The 25,515-nt window shown below is 50.9% G+C and carries 27 protein-coding genes and 1 riboswitch; of the genes, 7 read left to right on the forward strand and 20 right to left on the reverse strand.

The features are described from left to right. Positions 1-286 precede the first annotated feature (286 nt). Together B2067_RS13100 and B2067_RS13105 are read left to right on the forward strand one after the other, a co-directional pair. The gene (locus B2067_RS13100; RefSeq protein WP_301388729.1) at positions 287-3,445 is read left to right on the forward strand and encodes a DUF6701 domain-containing protein; all 3,159 of its coding nucleotides are present in this window, start codon (positions 287-289) and stop codon (positions 3,443-3,445) included. Then, positions 3,446-6,064 (forward strand): DUF6701 domain-containing protein, encoded by a 2,619-nt coding sequence (locus tag B2067_RS13105; protein ID WP_301388731.1) that lies wholly within the window; start codon positions 3,446-3,448, stop codon positions 6,062-6,064. It abuts the gene before it with no gap. 38 nt (positions 6,065-6,102) lie between these two features. On the opposite strand, the gene glnG is transcribed toward B2067_RS13105, so the two are convergent. From glnG to B2067_RS13120, 3 genes are all read right to left on the reverse strand, one after another. Continuing rightward, a complete protein-coding gene (gene glnG, locus B2067_RS13110; protein WP_068439358.1) occupies positions 6,103-7,533 on the reverse strand; it encodes a nitrogen regulation protein NR(I) in 1,431 nt (476 codons plus the stop codon). Beyond that, positions 7,530-8,612 (reverse strand): nitrogen regulation protein NR(II), encoded by a 1,083-nt coding sequence (gene glnL, locus B2067_RS13115; RefSeq protein ID WP_301388733.1) that lies wholly within the window; start codon positions 8,610-8,612, stop codon positions 7,530-7,532. Before glnL ends, glnG begins: the two co-directional genes overlap by 4 nt. A 262-nt stretch (positions 8,613-8,874) precedes the next feature. Then, on the reverse strand, positions 8,875-9,426 hold the full coding sequence (locus tag B2067_RS13120; RefSeq protein WP_175607909.1) for a DUF4124 domain-containing protein: 552 nt from the start codon (positions 9,424-9,426) through the stop codon (positions 8,875-8,877). Positions 9,427-9,525: 99 nt separating this feature from the next. Here B2067_RS13120 and dtd point away from each other — a divergent pair, with 99 nt between their 5' ends. Then, positions 9,526-9,960, forward strand: a complete 435-nt coding sequence (gene dtd, locus B2067_RS13125; RefSeq protein ID WP_068439365.1) for a D-aminoacyl-tRNA deacylase — start codon at positions 9,526-9,528, stop codon at positions 9,958-9,960. A 133-nt stretch (positions 9,961-10,093) separates the two neighbouring features. Further along, positions 10,094-10,471, forward strand: a complete 378-nt coding sequence (locus tag B2067_RS13130; protein WP_076516658.1) for a SirB2 family protein — start codon at positions 10,094-10,096, stop codon at positions 10,469-10,471. 66 nt (positions 10,472-10,537) lie between these two features. On the opposite strand, the gene B2067_RS13135 is transcribed toward B2067_RS13130, so the two are convergent. The 3 genes from B2067_RS13135 to B2067_RS13145 all read right to left on the reverse strand — a co-directional run bounded on the left by B2067_RS13135 (position 10,538) and on the right by B2067_RS13145 (position 13,606). Then, a complete protein-coding gene (locus tag B2067_RS13135) occupies positions 10,538-12,166 on the reverse strand; it encodes a methyl-accepting chemotaxis protein (protein ID WP_301388734.1) in 1,629 nt (542 codons plus the stop codon). A 98-nt stretch (positions 12,167-12,264) separates the two neighbouring features. Next, complete coding sequence (locus B2067_RS13140) at positions 12,265-12,924, reverse strand: 2OG-Fe(II) oxygenase (protein WP_301388735.1); 660 nt, start codon at positions 12,922-12,924, stop codon at positions 12,265-12,267. Positions 12,925-13,012: 88 nt separating this feature from the next. After that, positions 13,013-13,606 carry a TMEM165/GDT1 family protein gene (locus tag B2067_RS13145; protein ID WP_068439373.1) on the reverse strand — a complete coding sequence of 198 codons (594 nt, stop codon included), beginning with the start codon at positions 13,604-13,606 and terminating at the stop codon, positions 13,013-13,015. Between the two features lie 11 nt (positions 13,607-13,617). After that, a riboswitch (yybP-ykoY riboswitch) is annotated at positions 13,618-13,805 on the reverse strand. A 115-nt stretch (positions 13,806-13,920) separates the two neighbouring features. Between B2067_RS13145 and B2067_RS13150 the strand changes: the two genes are divergently transcribed. Beyond that, positions 13,921-14,982 carry a peptidase M42 gene (locus B2067_RS13150; protein WP_297533803.1) on the forward strand — a complete coding sequence of 354 codons (1,062 nt, stop codon included), beginning with the start codon at positions 13,921-13,923 and terminating at the stop codon, positions 14,980-14,982. 22 nt (positions 14,983-15,004) lie between these two features. Continuing rightward, positions 15,005-15,352: a hypothetical protein gene (locus B2067_RS13155; protein WP_068439377.1), complete on the forward strand. Its 348-nt coding sequence runs from the start codon at positions 15,005-15,007 to the stop codon at positions 15,350-15,352. Here B2067_RS13155 and B2067_RS13160 read toward each other — a convergent pair. The 14 genes from B2067_RS13160 to B2067_RS13225 all read right to left on the reverse strand — a co-directional run bounded on the left by B2067_RS13160 (position 15,349) and on the right by B2067_RS13225 (position 24,202). After that, on the reverse strand, positions 15,349-15,750 hold the full coding sequence (locus tag B2067_RS13160; protein WP_301388737.1) for a peptidylprolyl isomerase: 402 nt from the start codon (positions 15,748-15,750) through the stop codon (positions 15,349-15,351). The genes B2067_RS13155 and B2067_RS13160 overlap by 4 nt on opposite strands. Before the next feature lie 89 nt (positions 15,751-15,839). Next, positions 15,840-16,352, reverse strand: coding sequence for a paraquat-inducible protein A (locus B2067_RS13165; protein ID WP_301388739.1), 513 nt, complete (start codon positions 16,350-16,352; stop codon positions 15,840-15,842). Next, positions 16,349-16,702: a HopJ type III effector protein gene (locus B2067_RS13170; protein ID WP_068439383.1), complete on the reverse strand. Its 354-nt coding sequence runs from the start codon at positions 16,700-16,702 to the stop codon at positions 16,349-16,351. Before B2067_RS13170 ends, B2067_RS13165 begins: the two co-directional genes overlap by 4 nt. Positions 16,703-16,804: 102 nt before the next feature. Continuing rightward, positions 16,805-17,263 carry an NlpC/P60 family protein gene (locus B2067_RS13175; RefSeq protein WP_301388740.1) on the reverse strand — a complete coding sequence of 153 codons (459 nt, stop codon included), beginning with the start codon at positions 17,261-17,263 and terminating at the stop codon, positions 16,805-16,807. 33 nt (positions 17,264-17,296) lie between these two features. After that, on the reverse strand, positions 17,297-17,851 hold the full coding sequence (locus B2067_RS13180; protein WP_301378201.1) for a YbhB/YbcL family Raf kinase inhibitor-like protein: 555 nt from the start codon (positions 17,849-17,851) through the stop codon (positions 17,297-17,299). A 43-nt stretch (positions 17,852-17,894) separates the two neighbouring features. Further along, complete coding sequence (locus B2067_RS13185; protein ID WP_301388741.1) at positions 17,895-19,253, reverse strand: esterase; 1,359 nt, start codon at positions 19,251-19,253, stop codon at positions 17,895-17,897. A 144-nt stretch (positions 19,254-19,397) separates the two neighbouring features. After that, entirely contained in the window at positions 19,398-20,012 is a 615-nt protein-coding gene (locus B2067_RS13190) for a MarC family protein (RefSeq protein WP_301388742.1), read from the reverse strand. Between the two features lie 93 nt (positions 20,013-20,105). Further along, entirely contained in the window at positions 20,106-20,261 is a 156-nt protein-coding gene (locus B2067_RS13195; RefSeq protein WP_297533792.1) for a hypothetical protein, read from the reverse strand. 109 nt (positions 20,262-20,370) lie between these two features. Continuing rightward, positions 20,371-21,006: a hypothetical protein gene (locus B2067_RS13200; protein WP_068439389.1), complete on the reverse strand. Its 636-nt coding sequence runs from the start codon at positions 21,004-21,006 to the stop codon at positions 20,371-20,373. A 738-nt stretch (positions 21,007-21,744) separates the two neighbouring features. Continuing rightward, positions 21,745-21,972 (reverse strand): hypothetical protein, encoded by a 228-nt coding sequence (locus B2067_RS13205; RefSeq protein ID WP_068438622.1) that lies wholly within the window; start codon positions 21,970-21,972, stop codon positions 21,745-21,747. Positions 21,973-21,975: 3 nt separating this feature from the next. Continuing rightward, positions 21,976-22,272, reverse strand: coding sequence for a hypothetical protein (locus B2067_RS13210; protein ID WP_068439392.1), 297 nt, complete (start codon positions 22,270-22,272; stop codon positions 21,976-21,978). Positions 22,273-22,353: 81 nt separating this feature from the next. After that, a complete protein-coding gene (locus B2067_RS13215) occupies positions 22,354-22,647 on the reverse strand; it encodes a HigA family addiction module antitoxin (RefSeq protein WP_068436756.1) in 294 nt (97 codons plus the stop codon). Then, a complete protein-coding gene (locus tag B2067_RS13220) occupies positions 22,647-22,925 on the reverse strand; it encodes a type II toxin-antitoxin system RelE/ParE family toxin (protein WP_068436755.1) in 279 nt (92 codons plus the stop codon). Before B2067_RS13220 ends, B2067_RS13215 begins: the two co-directional genes overlap by 1 nt. A gap of 245 nt (positions 22,926-23,170) precedes the next feature. Further along, complete coding sequence (locus B2067_RS13225) at positions 23,171-24,202, reverse strand: IS110 family transposase (RefSeq protein WP_301388744.1); 1,032 nt, start codon at positions 24,200-24,202, stop codon at positions 23,171-23,173. 486 nt (positions 24,203-24,688) lie between these two features. On the opposite strand from B2067_RS13225, the gene B2067_RS13230 reads away from it, so the two are divergent. Beyond that, positions 24,689-25,444: an enoyl-CoA hydratase/isomerase family protein gene (locus tag B2067_RS13230; protein ID WP_272969925.1), complete on the forward strand. Its 756-nt coding sequence runs from the start codon at positions 24,689-24,691 to the stop codon at positions 25,442-25,444. The last annotated feature ends 71 nt before the right edge of the window (positions 25,445-25,515 follow it).

Genomic DNA, 25,515 nt, shown 5'->3' on the forward strand with positions numbered 1-25,515 from the left:
TGACCGTCGATGGCGAAGATCTCTATACCCTGATATCGCAGGGTTCTTGTGGCACCGGACTTGATCAGGCGTCACGAACGCTAGAAGTTCGGGCTCGGTAGTGTCTCCCGCCTATAGCTAGATTGCCGTTACATAGCGCTGTGATTACGAGGTTAATACAGTCCATCGTGACGTTTTGTGAAAGAATAGAAAAAGCCAAACTGAAGAATATCATTTAGTTATATCGGGAAGGTTTAGCAAGGTGCTGCAGGTTTTGCCGTAACCAAAGGTTAGCTGGAAGAATATTATGCTGAAATATGCGCTGCTGTCTTTATTGTTTACCTCCATGAGTGCCATGGCTCGCATCGATTTATGGTCGGACGACTTCGAGCGGAGCAATCTGAACGGCGGCCCGCAAAAATACACAGTGACACCCATTGGTTCTCGCGGTGAGGCCGGCATTGGCACTTACATCGCTAATTCCGGAACCCGCAGTATGTTTATATGCTGCGACGAGGTTTATGTTACTTCAGACCCTATTGACCTGAGTGCTTCGAACTACGCTGAAGTTAATTTCTGGCTAAGAAGCGGTTCTGATGACTACAGTGAATGGCCTTCAAGCGGTGACGATCTCCGACTGGATGTTCTGTTGGATAATGGTAGTTGGCAGGCCTTACAGTTATGGGAGGGGGGCGGCTCATCTGGCGGTGATACTTATAACGTATATGCCAGAATTCCTGTTGCAGGATTACACAGCAATTTCCGTTTTCGTTTTTATCAGGCTGACGGCTCAGGAAGCTCTTTTACCCGTCGGGACTTCTGGCATATTGATGATCTGAAAGTAACCGATTTTGAAGTGGGGACGACGCGCTACCTACTTTTTGAAGATCAATTCGAACGCGACTTATTTCTTGCGCCACCTCCTGGCGGGACGATACCTGATTGGTACGTCACCATTTTTGATGGCAACTTCACTTCTCAGATCAGCAACCATACCGCCGAGACCGGTACTCGTAGCTTTTTTACCTGCTGTGGTGAGCGAGCCACGACTACACGCAGCATCGATTTGTCAGGAGAGACGTTTGTTGAGTTGGAGTACTGGATTCGCTACGGCGATGATAACTTCAGTGGTACGGATGCAATTACGCCAGGGAATTACGACAGTGAAGACCCGTCAGCGGCTGAATTGTATGTGCAGATTTATTTACCTGATGGCACGTGGCGTACGATTGATTTCCATGATCCTTCGATATTAAATTCGGGCGAAGCATACCGATATGAGGCTCGGGTACCTGACGATGCCCTGCACAGCAACTTCAGGCTCAGGTTTTATCAAGCTGACGGCACGACTTCGATATTCAGGCGTTACGACTTTTATCACATTGATAATGTCTATGTAGGTACACGCGATGATACCTCATCTGCGGTTCACCATTTTCGTCTTTCGTATAATTCAGCGGCGCTGACCTGCAACCCGCAGGACGTAACAATTCAGGTGTGCGAAGACGCATCTTGTTCAAGCCTGTATACAGACCCTGTCGACATTGTTTTATCACCGACAGGGTGGGTTGGAGGCAATGCCGTTACGATAACGGGTGGCAGTGGTGTTGCCTCGCTGGCCCGTACCGCGGCCGGAACAGTTGATCTGGATGTTGTTTCTTCAGTCCCTTTGATGACAGGTTCCACTAACCGTTGCTCAATCGATAGTGGCTCCTTTACGCCATCTTGTTCGCTGACCTTTTCTGACTCCGGTTTTCTGGTCGATGTACCGGATATTATTGCAGGTAAGGGGACGGCTGTAGCGACGATACAGGCGGTGCGCAAAAGCGATAACGCGCCACAATGTGTACCGGCCTTTGCCAATGTCACTAAAAATGTAGATTTCTGGACGAGTTACGATATTCCTGCCTCTGGCACCATGGCGACAAGTCTGGGCGGCGTAGCGGTATCAGGAAATAATCTATTGCCGACAACGCTGCCGCTGAACTTCGATAGTAATGGTGAGGCAGTGCTACCTTCGTTGAATTATTACGATGCCGGTCAGAAATCACTGTATGCGAGATACGTTGGTACAGGGGCCGATCTCGGCTTGATTATGGAAGGTAGTAACTCGTATATCTCGCGCCCAGCGGGTATGTGTATTGATACAGGCAGTAGCTGCGGTTTGCCTTACGCTTCGTGTGGCGTATTCGGTACGGCAGGGGTTCCTTTTAACGCCAATATTACTGCTGTCGCCTGGGAGTCTGACGGAGATTCCAATTTCTGCTCGGGGAATAGCGGGACGCCGAATTACAACTCGGGCGGGAATATTCTGTTGTCGTCGGGGTTGCTGGCGCCTGTTCCCGGTGCCGCCGGTTCAGTGATTCCAACAGCGTATACGCATGTTGGTTCAAGTGGCTCGGGAGGAACAAACACCATTGCACTTGCGCAGAGTGAAGTTGGCGTGTTCACCTTCGATGCAACGCCACCTTTATATTTTGGTGTCGCACTTGGGTCAACCTCCAGTACGACGCCGGTTACTTATACAAGCCAACCAACCGGTCGCTTCATACCCGATCACTTCGAAGCTTCGACCAGTGATATTGGTGAGTTTTCCCCAGCCTGCCCGACGGGTAACACTTACACCGGTCAGTCATTTGACTGGTTAATTGCTCCTACAATCGCGTTCACCGCATATAATGGGGCAAGCCCCAAGGCAGTGACTGAAAATTATACTCACGACGATTTCCGTCGACTGACTGCGGCGAACGTCGCAGATAATATTACCTATCCCACGGAAGACAATGCGACGGATGGTAACGACGGCAGCCGGTTGCAGCTCTCTGGTGTGCCTGATACACAGTTTAACGACGGGACAATAAGTGTCTCGGCAGCAGGGCAAATGGAATATGTATTCTCTGCAGCAGATAGCCTCGCCTATTTGCGCAACAGCGATGCTGAAATAATTACATTCAGTCCCGATCTGGTCTTTGAAATTGGCTCAGCAGTCTCTGATGGTGAGGTGAATGTAAATAACACGGTAAATATCACACCCGATGGAAGCTCTGTTGATATGCGCTTTGGCAGGATGACAATTGAAGACAGTTACGGCCCTGAAAACAGTAATCTGACGTTGCCCATGTCTATGGAATATTTCGCTGATGGTGAATACGTCCTTAATACCTTTGATTCATGTTCGACCTGGAACAGCGCTAACGCCAGTGTGGATAGCTTAAGCTCGATCCTGCCGGGGTCAGGGGCAGTGTCTTCGGGCACGACGGGTAGCAATGGTCTGGAATTAGCAGCGCCCACCACGGTAGCAGGGACTCCTGACACAGGTGATGCCACCGTGACCTACGATGCACCCTTCTGGCTGGAGGGTGATTTTAATGGTGATGGAAACTTCAACAACGATCCATCCGCAACGTCGACTTTCAGCGTTTATCGTGGTCACGAGCGGGTTATCTACAAAAAAGAGTTGAGATAAATGCGCCTACGTAAAAAACAGGTTCGCGTGCGGCCCAGAGTCTGGGCCATTTCAGCACTGTTTTATCTGTGCGCTTCAACTGTGGCTGCCCTTCCGGTGCTGTTTAATTTGCTCAACAGTGCCGTTGTCGGTGTAGACTGGATTGCCAGTAATACTTCCCGGGTGGTGATTAATTCACTGGGCGAACTCAATCTTCGTAACGGTTATGTCGAAGTCGAGTCACGGGCATTTGATTTCTCTGAAGCAGACTCTGTTGATATAAGTTTCGATGTCTACGTGCCATTCAGCCTCGGATTTGGACTTATCGGTAGGGCACCTAACCCGGGAGAAGACTTAGTTGTTCAGTACCGGCGCAGTAACGGCGGCTGGCAGACTCTGACGACCTTTGTTGCAGACTATGGCTTTCTTGGGTTGCTCTCGATAGGAGATAGCTATTCCTATTCCGCCTCGTTGCCTGCAGATGCTTACCACGATAATTTTCAGTTACGTTATGTCATGACCGGCGGAGGGATCAGTTTCTTCGATCTTCTCGGTGATAACTGGTATGTCAGTGATATTGAGATCACTGCGGATCTGCCACCGGCTGGCCCGGATCATTTCCGGTTATCCTATGAGTCTGACGCTTTAACCTGCAAGCCCCAGACGGTTGATATTCTGGCATGCGCAGACAGCACTTGCTCCAGTCTGTACACCGACGATGTGAATATAACCTTGTTGCCAGCGGGGTGGGTCGGCGGCAATACGCGAACTCTGTCGGGCGGTAGCGGTAGCTTTGAGCTTAGCCAGACTGTCCCTGGTACAGCGATTGTTGGAGTGTCATCATCTTCGCCCGCAAAAGTCGGGGGCAGTAATCTCTGCTCGGTGGACGGCGGCAGCGTATCTGTGACGTGTAACCTGACGTTTGCCGATGCGGGTTTTGTAGTCAGTGTTCCTGATTTTATATCCGCGAAAGGACCCGCTTCGGCGACTATACAGGCAGTCAGAAAGAGCGATAACTCACCTGAGTGTGTGCCGGCTTTCGCAAACGTATCGAAGGCCGTGGATATATACACCCGTTACAACGCGCCAGCTTCTGGCAGTAAAGCTGTGCAAGTTGCAGGCGTTGATGTGTCCACTTCGCCTGTAAGCCCAACAAGCCTCTCTCTCGCCTTTGATGCTTCTGGCACCGCATCGCTGACGTCCTTTAACTACGACGACGCCGGGCAGAAAACACTGTTTGCCAGTTATACCGGAAGTGGTGCTGATGCTGGACTGATCCTGAATGGACAAACCAGCTTTGTAGCGCGCCCGGTGGGGCTGTGTATTGATCCAGCTAATGTCTGTAACGAGCCTTATGAAGACTGCCCAGTGTTTGCGCTCGCAGGTGCGGCATTCCCGGTTAATATTCGTGCGGTCGCCTGGGAAGCAGATAGCGACAGTGATTTCTGTTTGGATAACATCACGACACCAAATTACAGCTCAGGATCGCCGATTACTTTGTCTTCAACCGTTGTCGCACCAGCCGCCGGACAAAATGGCACACTAGAACCCGCTGAATATATTCACCCTGCGAGCGTCAGCGGCGTTTCGAGTATTAATCTTACGCAAGGAGAAAGCGGTGTATTTACTCTAAATGCAACGCCGCCTTTGTATTTTGGCGCAGCGCTCGGCACCTTGTCTGATACCAATTTAGCCACCTTCTCAAGTGCGCCGCTGGGGCGGTTTGTTCCCGCGTATTTTGAGGTGAGTGTGGCAGACTCTGGCGTATTTTCTGGCGCTTGTAGTACTGGAAATAGCTATACCGGGCAATCTTTCTCATGGCTGGTGGCACCGGCAATCATTGTTTCTGCCTACAACGCATCAGCCGATGCTGAGATTACTCAGAATTATACTGACACTGCTTTTATGCGTTTATCGGCCGGTGACGTATTTAACGGAGTTTCATTCCCGTCAGTCGACCAGAGTGTTGTGGGCAACGATGGCCTGGCGCTCTCTTTGGCTGGTTCTCCTACTACTGATTATCAGGCTGGCTCATTAACGGTAAGTAGCCCTGGGGTAATGGAGTATGTCTTTTCACCACTAGATAACATCGCCTATGTGCGTGATTTAAACGCTGAAATAAATCCTTTTTCTCCGGAGCTGCAATTTACGCTTACCGGTGTCACTGACGGCGAGGCAACTCAGTCTGCCAACGTTGACTTCACACCCGATGGCAGCGGGGTGAGTATGCGCTTTGGCCGTATGCGTTTACAGGATACCTTTGGTGCCGAGACTCACGACCTGACGGTAAGGCTGATTACAGAATATTTTCAAGATGGTCGGTATATACAGAATACAGAGGATGACTGTACCGTCTGGGACAGTGCCAATGCTTCTGTAGACGGCATCAGTCAGATCACTGCCAGCTCTGGTCAGTTAACTGAGGGTAGCAGTGGTAACGAGGGAATTACCTTACTCGCCCCAACACTGGTACCCGGCACACCGGATACAGGTGATGCGTCTCTGAGCTACACTGCCCCGCAGTGGTTACGAGGCGATTACGATGGAGATGGTAGTTTTGAATCGCCCTCATCAACCGTCAGCTTCGGTGTCTTCCGTGGGCATGAACGCATTTTATATCGCAGGGAAGTCCGGGAGTAATAGGCTCCCGGTTGTTTTGTCGCGGTCAGCTGAAATAGTCAGTCATCGCCATGATCATCGTCATGATGATCTTCGGTGTCCATCTGCAGCTCTTTGATCTTTCTTGTCAGGGTGTTCCGGCCCCATCCCAGCAGGTTTGCGGCATCGCGACGACGACCCGCGGTATGCTTAAGTGCGGTCTCAATCATAATACGTTCAAAGATAGGAACTGCGGTATCAAGCAGATCCGTCATGCCCGAGGCCAGCTGTTGATCAGCCCAGAAACGCAGATTCTGTTCCCAGTTACCTGAGGTCTGAATATCACTTTTCTGTTCCAGAAGCTCAGGTGGCAGATCTTTTACCAGCACTTCGCGACCAGATGCCATCACAGTGATCCAGCGACAGGTATTCTCGAGTTGGCGGACGTTACCCGGCCAGTCCAGGGTAGACAAAAACTCTTCGGTTTCTGGTCGCAGCGACTTAGTCTCTACTTCAAGCTCTTCGGCTGCGCGTTGCAGGAAGTGCGTCAGAAGTTTCGGAATATCTTCACGACGATCGGCGAGACGAGGCAGGTGGATACGGATAACGTTAAGACGATGGAATAAATCTTCGCGGAATTTCCCGTCTTTTACCAAACCTTCAAGGTCCTGGTGCGTTGCAGCAATAATGCGCACATTCACCTTGACCGGTGTCGTACCACCTACGCGGTAAAACTCACCATCAGCCAGTACACGAAGCAGTCGTGTCTGGGTGTCAGCCGGCATATCACCGATTTCGTCGAGGAATAAGGTGCCACCGTTAGCTTGTTCAAAACGTCCACGACGTTGGCCGCCAGCGCCGGTGAAAGAGCCTTTTTCATGGCCAAAAAGCTCTGATTCGATCAGATCTTTGGGAATTGCAGCCATGTTCAGAGCAATGAAAGGCTCAGGAGCACGAGGGCTATGCTTATGAAGTGCATGAGCGACGAGTTCTTTACCCGTGCCTGATTCACCGTTAATTAAAACAGTAATATTCGATTGCGAGAGACGACCAATGGCGCGGAAAACTTCCTGCATTGCGGGCGCTTCACCGATGATCTCCTGCGTTGGCATCTCAGGTTCAACCGATGGTGCCTGTGCTGAAATTTCAGAGAAGTGATCTATGGCACGTTGAATCAGGCTGACCGCTTCGTCGACATCGAAAGGCTTTGGCAGATATTCGAAGGCACCACTCTGGTACGAGCTGACCGCGCTCTCAAGGTCAGAGTGCGCTGTCATAATGATGACTGGTAAATCAGGATGTGCCTCGTTTGCGTGCTTCAACAGCGTGAGACCATCCATACCCGGCATGCGGATATCCGTAATAATGGCGCTGGGATGCTCTTTTTTCAGTTGATTGAGTGCAGGTTCAGCCTGCTCAAATACTTTGGTATCAATCCCCGCCTGTTGCAGTGCTTTTTCTAAAACCCAGCGGATGGATTTATCGTCATCAATGATCCAGACAGTGCTCATAGTGGTTCCAAAGGCAGATAAATTGAGAATGTGGTGCGTCCGGGCTCGGATTCAAATTCAATGATGCCGTCGCACTGATTAATAATGGATTGTGAGATCGAAAGGCCAAGGCCTGTACCTTCAGGGCGTCCCGTAACCATCGGATAGAAAAGGCTCTCCTGAATCTCTTCAGGAATGCCAGGGCCGTTATCAGTAATATCAACACGAACAACGAGACGGTGACGGTGATGGCCAATCGTAAACTGGCGAATCGATCGGGTTTTCATTGTCAGTGATGGTGGTCGCTCCGGGTTTGGATTTTCCATCATCGCCTGCATCGCGTTGCGGCAGACATTCAGCAAAGCCTGAACCATCTGACCGCGATCCGCTTCCATTTCAGGAATAGATGGGTCGTAGTCACGGACGATTTCAATCTGATGTTCCGATTCAACGTCGACGAGCTGGCATACCCGCTCAAGAACTTCGTGAATATTAATTTGTTCGGTCTGAGGCAGAGTACGGGGGCCGAGCATCCGGTCCACGAGGTCACGAAGACGGTCTGCCTCTTCGATAATAATATTGGTGTACTCGGCCAGATCGGCCGTTGGTAATTCACGCTCAAGTAGCTGGGCTGCGCCGCGAATCCCACCGAGTGGGTTCTTAATCTCGTGGGCCAGGCCGCGCACCAGGTTACGTGTTGTTTCCTGCTTGGCGATCAGTTGCTCTTCGCGGCTGATACGCATCAGGCGGTCACGCCCTTGCAGTTCAACCAGCAGGCAGGGCAGTCGCGTTTCAGGGTGTGATAACGGACTTACGCTATAGTCCAGAGTCGCCTGCTGTTGGTTATGAAGCTCAATCGTCGCTTCACGTTTGGTGTAAGAGTGCCCATTGATCAGAGCATCACGAAAGGCCTGTGTCGCTTCGTCAGACTCTCTGGCGAGCATGGTGAACTCAACGCCTCTTCCACGCTGGCCACTGACTTCAAGCAGGGCTTCGGCAGCGGGATTCATGAAAATAATACTCAGATCAGCATCCAGCAGAACAACCCCAGTATTCAGGTGTTCCATCAGGCGTTGATTGAGGTGTGGGCTGGCGAGCATATCTATCTCCGTTTGCACTCAGTTCAGCAATAATTGAGCCAGAAGTGAGTTTTGCACATAAATGGCGCGGAGTCGCTTCTGACATGCTGCGTGAGTGTTCAAATGAAGAAAAATAGACCCTTTAATGCACCAAATGTGGGCGAGCGGTGGTGTTGGTGAGTTGTTTTGGTGCCCTGTGTCAGTGCTCTGGACCGTATAGAAGGTTTTTTAGCCTTCATCTGATTTTGTCCTGGCTCTGAAAGTAGGCCTTGATGGGGGAGGTTTAGCGAGCCAGGGAAGATGCCCGTTTCACATGAAGAGTAATCGACTGGCTGCTGATGCGCACGTCGCCGTCAGGACCTCTGACTTCCATATGCAGTCGATGTTCGCCGCGGTCCAGATTATCGAGCTGAAAGCTTGTCTGGCTACCGCGAGCGATCTCGATACCTGCATCCAGCAGTACGATGCTGTCTTTCTTCTGCAGCGCTGGTGTCAGCACGCCTGAAATACGGACATCGCCATTTACACCAATGGGCAGGGTAGTGCCGTCAGCCGGAGAGATAATACTCAGGCTGGTATAAGCCGGTGTGACGGGCTCGTCGTCTGATTCTTCAGAAGGACGCTCAGGCTGAGGGACATTAAACGCAGGCATGGATGGAAGCTCCTGAACCACATGGGTTTCTGAGCCGGCGCTTTTGCGGTCGCTGAATACCGGGTTGCCGTCGGCATCCCGGGTAATATACACCTTTGTCTGAGCGGTGGCAGGAAGCGCACTGGAGACTGTAACAACCGCAGTTGCTAAAAGAGTGATCAAGGTGGTCATTGAGTGTCGCATATCCATATCTCCGGGTGCTTAGGCACGTATTTGATCTGAGTATAGAACGCGCTATCCTGCGCCCGCAAACCGCAGCGGTATTTCAGTGGGAGTTTTTCAATGATTGGCTTGATACAAAGGGTGTCTGAGGCAAGTGTTCGTGTCGACGGCGAGGTGATTGGCAGTGCCGGGCGCGGTTTACTGGTATTGCTTGGAGTTCAGAAGGAAGACGACAAAGAGAAGGCTGACCGCCTGTTAGATAAAATTCTGCGCTACCGGGTCTTCCCGGATGATGAGGGGCGCATGAACCGTAGCATCAGCGATATTGATGGTGATCTTCTGGTTGTTTCTCAGTTTACTCTGGCGGCAGATACCCGAAAGGGCACACGCCCCGGATTTTCGGGGGCGGCGGCACCGGACGACGCCAGCGCCTTGTATGAGTACTTCTGCAGCCGTGCCAGTGAGAAGGTAACTACGGGGACCGGACGGTTTGGCGCCGATATGAAGGTCTCTCTGGTAAATGATGGCCCTGTCACCTTCTGGTTGGAAGTCTGAGGTCCGGCCTCACGCTTATTGATATTGATCAAGTATCATTACACCGGTCATCTGCTATGCTTCGCGGCTGTTCTGCCGCCACGTATGCAGACTGGCCCCATTTAAAATAACTAAATACTGAAGGAAATCCGTCATGTACATGGCTCTGAAGCACTCTCATATTGGATTTGTCTACTTATCATTTATTCTCTTCGTCGTCCGCTTTGTGCTGGCTAATTACAAGCCGCTGCTGAACAGCAATAAAGCCTTGAACATTGCTACACATGGCATCAATACTTTGCTTCTTATTACCGCCGGTGCGCTTTGCGTAACCCTCAGCCAATATCCGTTTGAAGCGGCATGGGTTACTGCCAAGTTGCTGGGCCTGATTGCATACGTTGTGCTGGGTGTGATCGCAATTAAGAAAGTAAACGTAAAAGCGTTTGTTCTGGCGCTGGTGGTATTTGTTTATATCTTCGGTGTGGCAAAAGCGCACAGTGCGCTTTCGTGGGTGGGCATCCTGACCGCCTGATCTGCGGTTATCCTCGCAATAAAAAAGGCAGCCATGGCTGCCTTTTTTGTCACCGTTCTTAAAATATCAGACGGTGAAATTCGATACGCTCTTGCGCATATCAGAGGTGTTCTGTTCAAGCACATTGACAGAATCGACCAGCTGGCGTGTACTCGCCTGATTCTCCTGGCTCATATTACGTGCTTCTGCCAGGTTCTGGTTGATGTTATTAATGACCGACGTCTGCTCTTCAATGGCTGATGCCACTTGTAATACCTGATCTTTAATCCGTACTAAAGAGCCCGATACTTCGCCAATGTTCGATTCTGAGGCCCGTGCGGTTTCTACAGAACGTTCTGCGGTCTCTTCGCCACCCTGCATACTGTTAACCGCGCGGTTCACACCACTCTGTAGCTTATCGATCATGCTGTTAATGTCTTCGGTCGCCTGCTGGGTCTTGCTGGCCAGACTCCGGACTTCATCAGCAACCACCGCAAAACCACGACCTTGCTCACCCGCGCGGGCTGCCTCAATAGCAGCGTTGAGAGCCAGCAAGTTCGTTTGTTCAGCAATGCCTTTAATGACATCAAGCAGTGAGGCGATCCCTGTGGTTTCCTGTTCCAGTTCGCGGATAACGCCGGCGGATTCACTGACGCTGCTGGCGAGGGCGGCAATATCAGTAACCGCACTGCGGAATTGTTCGGCGATTTCACGGACGTGTTTCTCAGCGTTGGTCGCTTCTTCGGCGACACGGGTCGATGACTGGCTGACCTCGCCAATGGCCTGTTCCATTTCACGGTTAGCGTGAGTCACATGTTCAAGCTCAGCAACAAACTGAGCCGTGGTTTCCTGACTTTTCTGAGCACCTTGTTCGAGCTGTTCTGTGGTCCCGCGTACCTGGGTCGATACTGTCTGTACGTTGGTGACCAGGCTTTGCATCCCCTCAAGGAATTTATTGAAGGTCTTCGCCATTTCACCAATTTCGTCGTTACTTTCAACCGTGAGCCGGCGGGTCAGATCGCCTTCGCCTCGGGCAAGCTTATCCAGCGCTGAGGTGGTTCGTTTTATTGGACGAGTGAGTAGTGGCGGCAGGAATACGATAACAGCAACGATAATCGCGACAGAGAGAAGCGTGAGAATCAGTAGGTTCCGGCGAGCGGCCTTATTCAAGGATACGCCTTCAGCATGCAGTGACGCCGCAGATTCAGCCAGGTTTTCACCAACGGTATCCAGAATATCACGGGTGGCCTCAAATTCTTTTTCCAGCGCGCCTGTACTGAGTGCCTCTGCCTGTTCATACGAAATTCGCCCCGAGGTAACGTCCTCTACCATTTTTTCTGATTTAGGACGCCACTTCTCGAAGGCGGCAAGAAACGCTTCGGCCTGAACCCGCGTTTTGTCATTCACTTGCATGTCGATGACAGCATTGAGGCGATCATAGACCTGGTCCAGGTTCTCTTTATGAGATGCCTTCAGGCCTTCGTTGTCGCCGCCGAAAGCCAGAGTGCGTTCAGCAATCTGAGCCTGATACAGATCGCGGTCAGCGTTAAGTACTTTATTCAGAGCTGGGGTGTAGGTACCGTTAATCAGTTCGGATGTAGTGGTTACCCCACTCAGAGTATTTAGCTGTAACACACTGAGGATGATCAGAAGAACGCCAATAACGGCTAAAGGTATACGTAACTTCAGTGTGAGGCTCAGATCGCGCCAGTTCATACGTTTCTCCACAGAACAGGGACTATCCATTGAGGATAGTTCAAGTTAGGCCTGCTGCCAGAGAATTATGTAACCGGTTTACCCGCTGAGCGCCGTGGTCATGCGGGTAGGCTGAGAATGTCGCGGCTGTTATTAACGCGGAACCAACCGGCAATGCTGTAGCGATGATTCTTTGCGGGCAGCACTTCGTGTGGGAATTCTTCTGAGAGAAAAATCACCAGACGATTTAACACGGGCTGAACCCTGGTGATCAGCTGATCCTCAGCATCATAAATAGCGAGTTCGCCACCGTCGCCGGGCTGCCAGTTCTCGTTCAGATAATACACAGTACTCAGTACACGGTTTGACTGCCCTTTGAACGCGTCGTAATGCTTTTTATAACCCGCGCCCGGTGGATAGTGAGCAAAGTGACTCTCGTACTCAAACAGCCCGAGCAGCAGCTCCCGGTTAGCGTAGCCACGCAGATGCTCCATAGCCGTGAGCCAACCTGTTTCTGACGCTACGGATCTGTCCAGCCAGTGAATCGAATCCTGGCGGATGCTGCGCGCAATTGTGTGATCATCACGCCGTCCGATGCCTGCCTGCTTAAGGTCCCCGATTCTCTTTATCTCAGCAACCCGTTGCTGCAATGCGTTTGCAAGTGCAGCGGGGAGGGCGTCGTCGATGACAACATAACCATCGCTACGCAGTGCATCCATGATGGTATTCAGCAAAGGAAGGCAACGAGCAGGCACAGCACTGTTAATAACGGCGTTCACGGGCGGGTATCCAAATAAGCGAGGCGCGTTTATACCCGCCGGAAATCACGGCGTACAACGAGAAAACTTTGTCGTAACGATCAGTGAGTCAGCTACTGAAAAGCGTATAGGCCGCCAGACTGAGGAATACGACAGCCGTAAGGCGACGTGCCAGGTCTAACGGTAATCGGTCCATTAACCACTGTCCCCAGATCACTACCGGTGCATTCGCGATTAACATGCCTAACGTGGTGCCCGCGGTAACCCAGAAAAAACTCTGAAATTCAGCGGCGAGAATCACCGTGGCTATCTGAGTTTTATCTCCGACTTCGGCAATAAAGAACAGCAGCGTAGTGGCGATAAAGGCACCGTACTTAGCGAAGTTATCGTCGTCGTCATCTTCTTTATCCGGAATCAGCACCCAGAGTGCCATCAGAGCAAAGGACCCGGCCAGAACATAGTCGGCGACTCTGCCAGATAGCCAGTTGTCCATATTTTCGCCAAGCCAGATACCTCCCCAGCTCGAGAGCCCATGATTCAGCAGTGTGGCAAGGAGAATGCCGCCAATGATCGCCCACTTATTGCGGAAACGGGCAACCAGTAACAGAGACAACAGCTGGGTCTTGTCGCCGACTTCAGCGATGGCAACAGCGACGGTAGAGGCAAGAAATGGCGAGGCGCTGAAGGTTGTAATATCAAACATAAGAACTATTCCGGGCGATGATGAGCACAAGACAACGCCACAGCATCGCCCAGCGACTGTGTCGTTATCTCAGGTCTCATCAATCCCAATGACGGGACGTCTGCACCATGAGCTTGAGGCTCAATTATGTTGATACAGACACCAGAATCAGCAGCCTGAATGGCCGTGACGGCAGATTACTCCCCTAAGAGAACGCTGATAGTAACATTTTCTTATCTGCACGATAAATAAATCTCGTTTTACCTCGAACGGCACAGGTGCAACTATCTGCGCACCTTAACCATACCAACCAGTACCTACAGAGGCGGACTGCCGTGTTATCTCAATCATTTCGTGATCTTCTGACCATCCTTGCGCGTGCGCCGTCTGTGGTAGGGGCAGAGCATTCGTTTTTCCGGGTATTGCAGCGAGCGCTGGAAGAACGCGGAGCAGACGTGAAATGGTACGAAGGCGTATTGGTGGCGCAGGGTAAGCGCCCGCACTCTTTAATGCTGTCGGCCCACATCGACCGTCATGGCCTGATCTGTACAGGCCCGAACGAGTTTCAGTACGCGGCCTTTGTGTCAGGCGGTCGCTCTGACCTGCTGGGTAATTCTGTTTCTGAAGAACTGATGCAGCTGATTGTTGACCGCATGGGTGATGAGAAAGTTTTTGCCTATGAGCCCTGGTCGGGCATGTACCGTGGCCGGGGCAGCATTCGCCAGACGTACGTGTGCCCGCACCGTAATAACCTGATCTTCGAACTTGAAGGCCTGGAGCATGTGGTTGCCGGTACGCCGGTCGCGTTTCAGGATGACCTGCGCATTACCGATGACAGTGTGACTGGGCAGATGGATAACGTCCTTACGGCGGCCATTCTGGTGTACCTGTTTGAACTGGGATTTGAAGGCACCGCCTTCTTTACCGCGCAGGAAGAGGCTGGTCGTAGCTGGCGATATCTGTTGGAATGGTTCCGTCGCTTTGGTGGCTCAACCAACCAGCTGGTGGTGGTCGACACCAGCCCGTTTCCGGATGTGCCTACTGCGCGTGAGCACACTCTGACGCTGCGTCACCGGGATGCTAACGCGCCCTTCAATGAAGAGCTGACTCAGCAACTGGCCGACACCTGTGAGCGCATGGGCATCAGTTACCAGTATAAAGACAGCTACATTCAGGCGCAGAACGCAGCACTGGAAGCGCAGGGCGAATCGCCGAAGTCACTGGGTTCGACTGAAATGGGCCGCATTATTTCGGCATCAGGCGGCCTGGTAGACGGTACGACTCTGCAGATACCGACAACCGGGTATCACACCATGGATGAGAGCGCGTCTGTGGTAGCCTGTGAGGCGTTTATTGATGTGCTGTGTGATCTGGCTGGCATTCAGCCTGACGAATGACAGTAGGTACCTGTGAGAGACTATGAGTAAATTACCAACGCCTGATCTTAATGATCAGGCCGATAATTGCCTGCTGATTGCCCGGGGTGATGAAGTATCGCCGCACTGGCTGGTGTACGAAGTGCATCGGGATTTTCTGTCGGCGCCGCGCACCTTTGCGGTGTTCCGGTTATGGTCGGAGTACGACTTTGACTGGCTGGGCGATGAGTTTACCGAAGGTCTGACCTGCCTGAGCAGCTCAGATCAGCATTGGCGTATCAGCCTTCCGCGACTGCGTTTCGAATGCTGGGGGGAGCTGGAGTTTGTGCAGACCTGTTATGGCGCGGCCTCTGCGTCGGAAGCGTTAGTACGGGCGTTGACTCCGGATTAATCTTCTTCCTGCGGGTCGTTTTCCGGCTTGTCTTCTTCGACTTTATTTTCTTCGGTTTTGTTTTCTTCGTAGGCAGCATCGGTGACCTGAAGGTCATCGATGCGCTCGCGCAGTTCCTCAATCTGGCCGGCAGGGCGGATGATATGAAATCCGTAATGCGTCTTCACCGGGCCAATCCATGGGCTGCTGCCATCGTATTCCTGCATGGCCTGAATCATTTCTTCCGGGAGATCATCCACATCGTGATTCCCGGCAAACCCCTTGTTTGAACCCGATGGGCACGCAGAATGCTCAGCGGCCAGATCTTCAAAGCGCGCGCCCAGTGTCAGCTCCTTCAGTATGTCGTCAGCCAGCAACGGGCTTTTAAGAAGAATATGGTTCAGCGGAATGATGGTCACTGGAAGCCTCTGGGATTTATATCGTTGACTTCCAGTATAGACGTTATCTGAATAACGTTAGCGGGGCAGGCGGGTTCATATAAGCCCGGCTATTTCGGCAAGCGATGTTGCGCAAGCAGCTGGCCAGAGATAATCGACAGAATACAGAAGCTCAGAAACCACCAGAAACCATCGAGCAGCGTCGCCTGCATTTCAGCGGTCGCTTTGGCGGTTAAAAATGCCACCAGAATACCGACCACAAACACATCGACCATCGACCACTTGCTGATCGCGGCGACAACGCGCCAGCGCAGATCGCTGGGCCACAGCCAAGTGAACAGAATGGTCAGGCCTTTCAGTACCGGGATAACCACACTGAAGGTCACAATCAGAAACGCCACCAGGGCATAACCCTGTTCATTCAGAGACGTTACCGTCTCCCAGATGGAACGGGTTTCGTTGAACAGTTCTGCCTTCAGGCCAAACATATTCACGCTGGCCTTAATCGTCATGATGGGCTCGGTAACTCCAGGCCAGAGCACCACATAGCTGGCAATGGCAAGCAGCAGGCCCAGGCGCTGTGCCCAGGTCGCTTGTTGCAGGCTATTGACCAGACGGTTCATGCCTTCGCCTTCAGCGGAAACTGATCGAAGGTGATGTTATCGGTGCCTTCGCGCAGAACGCGACGCAGGTTGTGGTGGTTATCCACGTCAGGCGTGGCCAGCACATCACGGTAGTGTTCGCCGAACAGGCGCAGAGTGGTTTCTTTATCGAGTTCCAGCAACTGGCTCAGAGCAAAAACCTTAGCGCTGCCCTGATTCTGGTCTGCGCTGTTGATCACGCCACCGTTATTAAACGCCGTCGGCGTGAAATCGTACCAGCCTTCGATAAACGCCAGTGTCGACGCAAACATATGCTCATCGGTGGTCAGTGAATCCAGAAATTCAGACTTGGCTTTGGCGAAATCGGTCATGAGCGTCCTCAAAATATGGGCTTATAAAAGTAAGAATAAATACGAATTTACGAGAGGCGACAAATTATCAGAAATGCCGCAGGGCTGCTATGTCTGAACAGGCTAGTGTATGGGCACTCGTCGGGCGTGAGTAAAGCGCTTCTTCCAGTAATCGGAGGTCAGATACGAGACCATAACCCCGCGACTGCTCGACACATGAAGAAATTTATCCTGCTCAATATAGATGCCGACATGCCGGGAGTTCACGCCCGTATCAAAAAATACCAGATCCCCGGAGCGCAACGAGTGTCGCGAAACCGGAACACCCTGGCTGGATTGTTGGCGGGTGCTGCGCGGCAGTTGGGTATTAAATTCATCACGAAACGTCACGTACACCAGCCCTGAGCAATCAATCCCACGCTCTGATAAACCACCAAGGCGATGGGGCGTACCCTGCCATTGCTGGTATTCATCGTAGAGACGAGAGCGCACATCCGGATTTTCGAACTGTGCGCTGCTTTGATTGCCCGGGCCAGGTAATGCCTGAAAACCCGAGCAGCCGGCCAACAGCGCAGAGGCCATTAGCAGGCTGCAATAGAGTCTGACACTCACCGATTAACGGCCATACATACCCGTGATCGAGGTTTTCTCGATAGTGTTGGCATTCACCATATAGCCGATCAGAGCGGCGCTGGCGTCTTTGGGCAGGTCCAGCTTCTCAACAGACAGGGCGTGAACGGTGAAGATGTAGCGATGAGGGTCATCACCCACGGGCGGACATGCGCCACCGAAACCGTAAGTGCCAAAATCTGAGCGACCATGCACGGCGCCATCAGGCAGGTTTTCACCACCGGTCACGCCCGCATTGGTTGGCAGAGTCGTAACATCCGCCGGGATGTTATAAACAATCCAGTGCCACCAACCCGAGCCCGTCGGTGCATCCGGGTCATACACATTCACAACATAACTTTTGGTGCCCTCAGGGCCTGCGGTCCAGCTCAGGTCAGGAGAGATATTTTCCCCTTCACAGCCAAAGCCTTTAAACACTTGAGTATTCGCCAGGGTGCTGCCGTCGGCAAAGGTGTCACTTGAAACAGCAAAATCGTCAGCCAGAGCAGTACCTGACATCAGTGCCAGAGTGGTGCCCAGAAGGGTTGCGGTACGACGCATAAAAGTCTCCTGTTGAGTTACAGATAAGCCGGTTTCTAACCTATCAGTCTTTTAATAATTTTTCATAAACTTCTTGCGGAGTGGTCGAGACGGTAATCAACTCACTGATAAAACCAATGATCTGATCACCCCAGATATCGTTGTGCCCGTCCATCAGCGCTTCATCGACAATGATATTCATATAAGGGTTCCGGGCTGTGGTGCGTTGCTTACTGAACAGATCGGCCGTGGTGTAGATATCCGGTTGCTCCGGATCATGCGCTGACCACTCGAAATACGCGCGCTCCAGATCAAAGGTCGTGGGTGCGTTCTCTTTCGGCGGCTTTAAATAATGCGTGTGGTAAGGCTCAAAGTGGCCGATGGTGTTCTTATCGGCGCTCCATTGTGGAATGGTTACCGGCTTATGATTCACCATGCCGGGTTTCGGGCACTCGTAGCGCTCCATATCACGGTGCCGCTCGTTCAGGGTTGAGAAAAACCGACCCGCCGGAAACGCCCATTTTGTTGCCAGATCTGTCTCAGACGTCAACACGGCGAGCTTAGGCAGCTGACCGGGGAAATAACCCCGGCATCGTTCTTGTGATAATTCCAGCAACGACGAAAACCGCAATGCTTCAAATGCTGGGTTCATCAGAATCACCATATCGCCGAAGCCCTCTGCGTTGCCTCCAAAGTTTTTCCCCTTGCGCGAATTAATAAAGCGGTCGTTGAGGATTTTCTGCAAAGAGCTGTAGACCACGGCACCGCCGAAGCTGTGTCCTATGACGACAAGCCGGCTGGTGGACGGTGGCTCGCCATCTTTAAACGTGTTTCTTACGTTTACCAGCTCTTCTAAGCGGAGCAAGGCTTCGGTCACGCCTTTACGGCCGACTTCGTGAGCGGTGGCTTTCCGGTCCCAGAAGGTCGTGTGATTCACAAATGGGATCGCCAGAGAATCGCCACGCCAACCAATATAAACCCCCAACACGGGTCTGCGGTCGCGATTGTGCTGAGCGCTGGAGGCGGCTTCCTGTGCCGACACCGAGGCCAGCATGTCGCGGAACTCAGCCACATTGGTATCGCCGGGTTCGGCACTATGATGCCAGCCATGGATAAAGGTCAGCACAATGACATCCTGCATCCCTGCTAGCCTCAGGTAGCGGTCGAGTACCGAATCCTGTTGTTCGCGGGCCCATAGCTGGCCCTGATCATCGTACTCAATAAAGCCAAGGCGATACTCATAGTCTGTGCCGGTTCCGCCAATCTGAAGCGCGTTCCCGGCGCAGTCGCCTTCCTTCTTGAAGGTACACTCGTCCGAATAATTGCCACGGTAGATACCGTTATGGCTGCAGGCAGAAAGGAGTAGGGTAGTAGTCAACACACCGATAAAGGTGCGCATCTTATGGATTGTTCTTGATGTCATAGCGGCGTCCCTGCTGATCAGAAAATAAACTGAAAACCAGCTTACAATATTCTGAATCGCAGCAAACGCATGCTGGCCTGTTACTGGTTAACAATGCCAACGAATGGCGCTATGAGTCTATTCGTTCAGATACAGTGGCTCGTATCAGGGGCCGACATTTGCCCATTGCTCGACACCAATGGCGTTCATCACCAACTGAACGGATAAGGCCGCCAGAATCATGCCCATGATCTTCGTCAGCAGAGACGCACCACCACTGCCAATCACTGCAAGAATACGGTCTGAGAAAAACATCATCACCCAGGTAATAGCCAGCGTTGCTACGACAATAAGCCCCGTCACCAATTGCTGAGCAATCGGGTAGATCTGGTTATCGGTTAGCAGAATCACCGCAAGAATAGCGCCGGGGGTTGCCGTGGCTGGGATCGCAATCGGGAAAATGGCCACATTATGGTCAGGCTCTTTACCCGAACTCTGATCGTTGTCGGTAAAGATCATCTGCAAACCGAACAGGAAGAGGATAATGCCACCCCCCAACTGGAACGACAGCAAACTGATGCCCATGGCTGTCAGAAGTACCTGACCAATCACCAACGAACCAATCAGAACGCCGCCAGCATACAGCACAGCACGGGTCGCGGTTTTACGACGCTGGGTGACAGACATGCCCGCAGTTAAGGCAGAAAATATGGCAAGCGTGCCAATAGGATCAATGGTTGCCCAAAGAATCAGGGCATCCTGTACGGCTTTATCAAGCATGGGTGGTATCAAGCATAGTGGCGTCCCAGAACAGAACGCCGACTATAGCAGACCGTCTGTACCGCAGGGCAGACGGAGAAGTGCAAAGCTACGTCAGATCTTACAGGCGCCGCCTTCGCAGCCATCGTCTTCCTGCTCCTGATAGGACTCAGGATCGATCTCACCTAACTCCATATCATCCAGGAATGACAGCTCATCCCAGTCGGTGGATTCTTCGGCTTTCTTTGGCTCTGCTACGGGTTCGCTCATGATGGCCTCGCATAAAAACGTTGCTGTAAAACTCAGCCTAAAGAATGCCTGAATCACATCTCAGGTCAAACACTGGCTTAAGATGGCACTCAGTGTTGCAGTGGTGGGCTTACGAAAGCTGCTTTGCGGTTGATTCCATGATCTCTGAAGGGATATGGGTTAAGAGACTATCTGGTACTTCTAGTATGAGTTTCTGGTTAGGAAAGTGTTGAAGGTGAACTCTCAGATAAGTGCTGTGCAAAAGCCTCCCCATCAAACGACTCAGAAATAAAGGTGCTTTTGCAGGTAGCAGCCCTCTCTTTTCGACACTTATAGTAATGTCACTCCACGGTATAAAAAGATCCTTGTGACCGAATTTGAATAGGAAGAGAACTTTAAGGTAAAGGCCTTGAGTAGTGACCGCGATTTTCAATGACCCATCGCAGCGGACCTCCCCAACATATCCACTAATCGCTCGGAATTGTGAGCGATCCCCTGTCAGCCTTTTGATACCGTACTTCTCAGAAAGGGTCTTCCAGCCGCTGTTTGAGCTTAATTTTGCTAAGATTCCGAGCCAGGCACACAGAAAAAAAACTAGTAACCAGTATGAATCCAGAAATGACATGAGCATGCTTTCAAAGCTGGCGGCGTACCATTGAGCTGAAGTAGGCACTTCGCCACAACAACCCGCATATAAGCGGACTGCGAAGAATAAAACAAACGAAATAGCCCCAACTAAACCAGCAATTCTAAGAATCGATTTCATAATACTCGAAAATTTTCCTTTCAGTCGGTATTGGTAGGTCAAACTTTCCTGGTGGGAAGCGAGCGTAAAAAGAAAATCTGGCGGCCACGCTTTCTTTGGCTATAAAAAATTTCAGCGGTTTGTTAATGGTTCTTGAGAGGGAATACCGACTCCACTCTCTTACTGATATTTTCTAGTTGCCCCGCTTTCATAGCTAGAGTTGCTTCCAGTCTAAATGCTCCTGAAAACTCGACCATTTCAATCATGACTGTAATTCGACCCAGTAATGTAGTGTGGCTAATGCTGTTGATCGTTACGTGAATTATTTGCCGTTGAGTTTAAAAAACCTAGAACCAAAAATTGCTATAGCTCTAACAATCTCAGCGACGAAAAGAAAAACCAACGCTATAGCCCAGCCAAAGAAAGTACCAAATATACGTGGAGCTCCATCTTTTAGAGCAACATACGTTCGCACATATTCATTTGGTGCATAGTTGAATGAATACCACCAATAGACGTTGGTTGATACAGCAAAGGCTACCCAACCCACGACTACGACGAAAAACGAACGCCAATACCATTTCTTGCCATTCAAGCGAACAAATAAAATTATCAGTACAAGTAACGGCGATATCCGGATTACGTTTTGCAATAAATCGTACATGCTCAAAACTCACATAACGCCCGGCCTTTGGGCGCGCGTTTTTTGCGCATCCCGCCACGTTTTTCAGTGGCCTCAACGGCCGCTTGTTAATAGTACTAAGCACAACCTATCCATGTTTTGACAAGCTGCTCTTTATTCCCGCTGTACGGGAAGCTGAGTACATTAGGGTGATTCTGTTCAAGCCACAGAAAGAAAACCAACCCCTCTGTAATCTCGTCTCTAGAGTCTAACCCGCCGGTACTGTTGAGGTACTTGGTGTTGTAAAGCCGAAGTGCTTCGCGCTTGGCCTCTACTTCAGATGAGAAATAAGGTTCGATTGGCATAGATCAGACCTTTCTAACTTCGTTTACACCGAAGACATTTGGAGATAGCTTAGGCTCACTTCCAGGCTTTGGATAATCCCCATGCTGCTCTGCAACCAAGAGTGCCTCTTCTGGCGATTGGCACGACTTAGATACATCAAGTCGAATCTCCTTTTTTAGCTGCTTCATTGCACATACCACGTGAAAGAAACCACATGAGAGGCGCAATATATCCCCAATTTCTACTTCAGTTTCTGTTTCACATCTAAGCCAGTTTGCATCGTCGCAATCTGAAAGATAATAGAGTTTGTATTGCGGCATCTAAAGTTTCCTTACTATTAACGCCTAAGCTTTGCGGCGTGTCGGAGCGCCAGCGCAGGCGCGTCCGACAACAGCCACTGGTTAAGCTGCTTCGAAGTCCAAAGGATGGATTCCATCCAGGTTGACCGTGTTTCGGGCCACCCACAGATCGTACATATCCTGCATCGCCAACCAGCTTTCAGGTGTACGCCCGAGAACCTTGGATAGCCGAAGCGACATTTCCGGGCTAATACCACTATCCCCTTTGAGCAGCCGAGACAAAGTAGAAGGTGATACGCCCAGACTGGAAGCCAGCTGACGGGAACTGATACCGAAAGGCTCCAGGTACACCTCCCGAATGAACTCACCTGGATGCGGCGGATTATGCATAGTCATCAGTGATAGTCCTCATAATCAAGAATGTAGGCGTTGCCGTCCTGAAATTCGAACGTCATGCGCCAATTTCCGTTAACCCGAATCGACCACCGACCCTTGTCTTTCCCCTTCAATGGGTGAAGCCGAAAGCCTGGGATGTCCATGTCGTCCACCGACGTAGCAGTTTCCAAAGCAGTCAACTGCATACGCAGTTTCTTGGCGTGATCCGGCTGGATGCCAGATATGTTGCCAGTCGAGTAGAACCGTTTCAGTCCTTTGTGACGGAATGATTTAATCATGAGGGAACAATAGCATGTTGCGCATCACGCAACAACCAAGCTTAACATCTATGGACACCCCTCATTGTGCAAGCGAAATCTGCCTTTGGTGTAGTGCAGCCATCTATTCGGATTCCAATTGGCCTAGGGCCAGATCCTTGATGAACTTCGCCAACCCGGTTCTTATCAGTTTATCGTTCCCGAAGAACGTAGTTAGGAACAGAGTTTCCGGATTGCGGTCCTACCTGTTAGACATCTGATTTCACTTACGCAACTACGGTGTCTTCATACCTTTTGTAACTCTGTTCCTTGCTCAGCAAAGCCCAGATCGTTCTTGCTAGTTTGTTCGCCAACGCCACGATGACTACATTGTGGTGACGACGCCTCATAAGATCTTCAAGCCAATCTACCGGAGCATTATTCCTGTTCATATGACGAATTACGGCTCTGGCACCATGGATCAGCATCTTACGAATATAAGCATCACCTCTCTTGCTGATGCCTTGTAAATTTTGCTTCCCGCCACTTGAATATTGTCTGGGGACCAGCCCCAACCAAGCTGCGAATTCTCGCCCTGATCGAAATTCTTTCGCATCACCGACGCTTGCTACTATCGCCGAAGCTGCCAACCGACCAACACCAGGAACTTCAATTAATCGTTTACAGCGTTCATCAGACTTATTTTGATCATTGATTTCCTTATCAAGATCACCGATCTCCGATTCAATATAATTTAACCGATCGATCATCCGAAGCATCAGGCGATTAAGTGTTGATGGCAAGTCATTTTCAACATCTCCATATGAATCTGACAACCATTGCCTCAACCGCTTCGGTCCTGCAGGAATCGCCACTCCAAATTCGGAAAAGGATGAGCGTATGCGATTAATTACTGCCGTCCGCTCCTTTATCAACCCTTCCCGCTCTCGATGCAAAAGCAGTACTGCTTGTTGCTCTGGACCTTTTATTGGCACAAACCTCATTGTTGGCCGATCAACCGCCTCACAGATTGCTTCTGCATCCGCAACGTCAGTTTTATTCGTTTTTACGTAAGGCTTCACAAATTGCGGCGGTATTAATTTCACATCATGGCCAAGCTGCTTTATTTCTCTAGCCCAGTAATGAGAACCGCCACAAGCTTCCATCCCGACTAAGCAACGAGGTAACTTAGCCATAAATGGTAACAACTGATTACGTCGAAGCTTTTTACGAATTAAGCATTTCCCTCTGCTATCGCTGCCATGAATTTGAATCACCGACTTTGCCAGGTCGACTCCTATCACTCTTAGCTGTTCCATAAACCACCTCCCGCGAAGAAACTGAAGTTTCAGTGTAAGGGAGGGGTGTCCATTTCATTAGCTTATTAGTGTGCGTGCGCATTTATCCTGGAACACTCTTTCGAGCTTTCCAGGGTAACTCACTGACTTCATTGAAGAATCTTCCATAACTCGAAGCTCCCTTCCAGAAAAACGCGCACGCCTGTTATTTCGATAATCGTGCGCACATAAACTTGTAAACCAAGTTTGTAAGCCTTTGATTCATTTAATGTTTACCGTACTACCCACCGGCAAAACGCGCAAGCGCGAATGTAAAGCGTGCCAGTTTTGTTCGATAACTCCAAAATATACTGTATGGATATCCATACTATCTTTACATTCAGGCGCCTTCGCAGGTTTCACATAATGCACACATTCGATCATTGCGATGTTACCTTTGATCATTGCTCTTGTCGGCACCCTTTGCCATGATCCAGTCTCTTTAAGGTCTTTCTGTCAGGGTTTCTTATGTATCAGGATATCGAGTATCAGGTTAACGATCGCATCGCGGTTATTTCGATCAATCGCCCTAAGGTGTTGAACGCAATTCGTGTTCAGACCTATAAGGACATCATTGCTGCGCTGCAATCAGCAGATGCCGATGATGCTGTGTCTGTCATCGTGATGACGGGCGCAGAAGGTAAGTTTACAGCGGGCAATGATCTTCGTGATCTGCTGACCGACGGTGATCTCGAAGGTGTACGCGATGGTGTCGCCGGTATTTTCGATACCCTGGGTGGCCTGGAGAAGCCGCTGATTCTTGCGCAGGAAGGTGTTGCTGTCGGTATCGGTGCAAACCTGCTGTTGCACGCCGATCTGGCTTACGCTGGTAAGAGCATCCGCTACAGTCTGCCGTTTGCCAAAATTGGTGTTGCTGCGGAAGGCGGTTCTTCTGTGATGCTGGCTGAAGCGATCGGCCCTAAAAACGCGGCAGACCTGCTGCTTACCGGTCGCTTCTTCTCTGCCGCTGAAGCTGAGAAATGGGGCCTCCTGAATGCCGCAGTTGAGGATGGCAAAGCTCTTGAAACTGCGATGGCCACTGCTGCTGAGCTTCTGAAGAATCACCAGGGGTCACTGAAGGCAATCAAGGCGCTCGGCCGTGCAGAAGGACATCAAGAGCGTCTGAATACTGCAGTAAAAGCGGAGATGGATGCGTTCACTGATCTGCTGGCAACGCCAGAAACCCAGATGCGTATTCAACACGTTCTTAAGGGTGGTAAGTAAGCCACGCTTGTTGGTGATAGCCATGAAACAAAAAAGCCGCTCATTGAGCCACTGCTGTCCCACAGTTTTGG

Source organism: Thalassolituus sp. UBA2590 (assembly GCF_002339775.1).
In the GTDB taxonomy this organism is placed as follows: Bacteria; Pseudomonadota; Gammaproteobacteria; order Pseudomonadales; family Oceanobacteraceae; genus Thalassolituus.

What these genes read in the sequence shown, in the direction of transcription:
- B2067_RS13100 (WP_301388729.1), top strand. Translation starts at nt 287, where the DNA reads ATGCTGAAATATGCGCTGCTGTCTTTATTGTTTACCTCCATGAGTGCC.
- B2067_RS13105 (WP_301388731.1), top strand. Translation starts at nt 3,446, where the DNA reads ATGCGCCTACGTAAAAAACAGGTTCGCGTGCGGCCCAGAGTCTGGGCC.
- glnG (WP_068439358.1), bottom strand. Translation starts at nt 7,533, where the DNA reads ATGAGCACTGTCTGGATCATTGATGACGATAAATCCATCCGCTGGGTT.
- glnL (WP_301388733.1), bottom strand. Translation starts at nt 8,612, where the DNA reads ATGCTCGCCAGCCCACACCTCAATCAACGCCTGATGGAACACCTGAAT.
- B2067_RS13120 (WP_175607909.1), bottom strand. Translation starts at nt 9,426, where the DNA reads ATGCGACACTCAATGACCACCTTGATCACTCTTTTAGCAACTGCGGTT.
- dtd (WP_068439365.1), top strand. Translation starts at nt 9,526, where the DNA reads ATGATTGGCTTGATACAAAGGGTGTCTGAGGCAAGTGTTCGTGTCGAC.
- B2067_RS13130 (WP_076516658.1), top strand. Translation starts at nt 10,094, where the DNA reads ATGTACATGGCTCTGAAGCACTCTCATATTGGATTTGTCTACTTATCA.
- B2067_RS13135 (WP_301388734.1), bottom strand. Translation starts at nt 12,166, where the DNA reads ATGAACTGGCGCGATCTGAGCCTCACACTGAAGTTACGTATACCTTTA.
- B2067_RS13145 (WP_068439373.1), bottom strand. Translation starts at nt 13,606, where the DNA reads ATGTTTGATATTACAACCTTCAGCGCCTCGCCATTTCTTGCCTCTACC.
- B2067_RS13155 (WP_068439377.1), top strand. Translation starts at nt 15,005, where the DNA reads ATGAGTAAATTACCAACGCCTGATCTTAATGATCAGGCCGATAATTGC.
- B2067_RS13165 (WP_301388739.1), bottom strand. Translation starts at nt 16,352, where the DNA reads ATGAACCGTCTGGTCAATAGCCTGCAACAAGCGACCTGGGCACAGCGC.
- B2067_RS13170 (WP_068439383.1), bottom strand. Translation starts at nt 16,702, where the DNA reads ATGACCGATTTCGCCAAAGCCAAGTCTGAATTTCTGGATTCACTGACC.
- B2067_RS13175 (WP_301388740.1), bottom strand. Translation starts at nt 17,263, where the DNA reads ATGGCCTCTGCGCTGTTGGCCGGCTGCTCGGGTTTTCAGGCATTACCT.
- B2067_RS13180 (WP_301378201.1), bottom strand. Translation starts at nt 17,851, where the DNA reads ATGCGTCGTACCGCAACCCTTCTGGGCACCACTCTGGCACTGATGTCA.
- B2067_RS13185 (WP_301388741.1), bottom strand. Translation starts at nt 19,253, where the DNA reads ATGACATCAAGAACAATCCATAAGATGCGCACCTTTATCGGTGTGTTG.
- B2067_RS13190 (WP_301388742.1), bottom strand. Translation starts at nt 20,012, where the DNA reads ATGCTTGATAAAGCCGTACAGGATGCCCTGATTCTTTGGGCAACCATT.
- B2067_RS13195 (WP_297533792.1), bottom strand. Translation starts at nt 20,261, where the DNA reads ATGAGCGAACCCGTAGCAGAGCCAAAGAAAGCCGAAGAATCCACCGAC.
- B2067_RS13200 (WP_068439389.1), bottom strand. Translation starts at nt 21,006, where the DNA reads ATGAAATCGATTCTTAGAATTGCTGGTTTAGTTGGGGCTATTTCGTTT.
- B2067_RS13205 (WP_068438622.1), bottom strand. Translation starts at nt 21,972, where the DNA reads ATGCCAATCGAACCTTATTTCTCATCTGAAGTAGAGGCCAAGCGCGAA.
- B2067_RS13210 (WP_068439392.1), bottom strand. Translation starts at nt 22,272, where the DNA reads ATGCCGCAATACAAACTCTATTATCTTTCAGATTGCGACGATGCAAAC.
- B2067_RS13215 (WP_068436756.1), bottom strand. Translation starts at nt 22,647, where the DNA reads ATGACTATGCATAATCCGCCGCATCCAGGTGAGTTCATTCGGGAGGTG.
- B2067_RS13220 (WP_068436755.1), bottom strand. Translation starts at nt 22,925, where the DNA reads ATGATTAAATCATTCCGTCACAAAGGACTGAAACGGTTCTACTCGACT.
- B2067_RS13225 (WP_301388744.1), bottom strand. Translation starts at nt 24,202, where the DNA reads ATGGAACAGCTAAGAGTGATAGGAGTCGACCTGGCAAAGTCGGTGATT.
- B2067_RS13230 (WP_272969925.1), top strand. Translation starts at nt 24,689, where the DNA reads ATGTATCAGGATATCGAGTATCAGGTTAACGATCGCATCGCGGTTATT.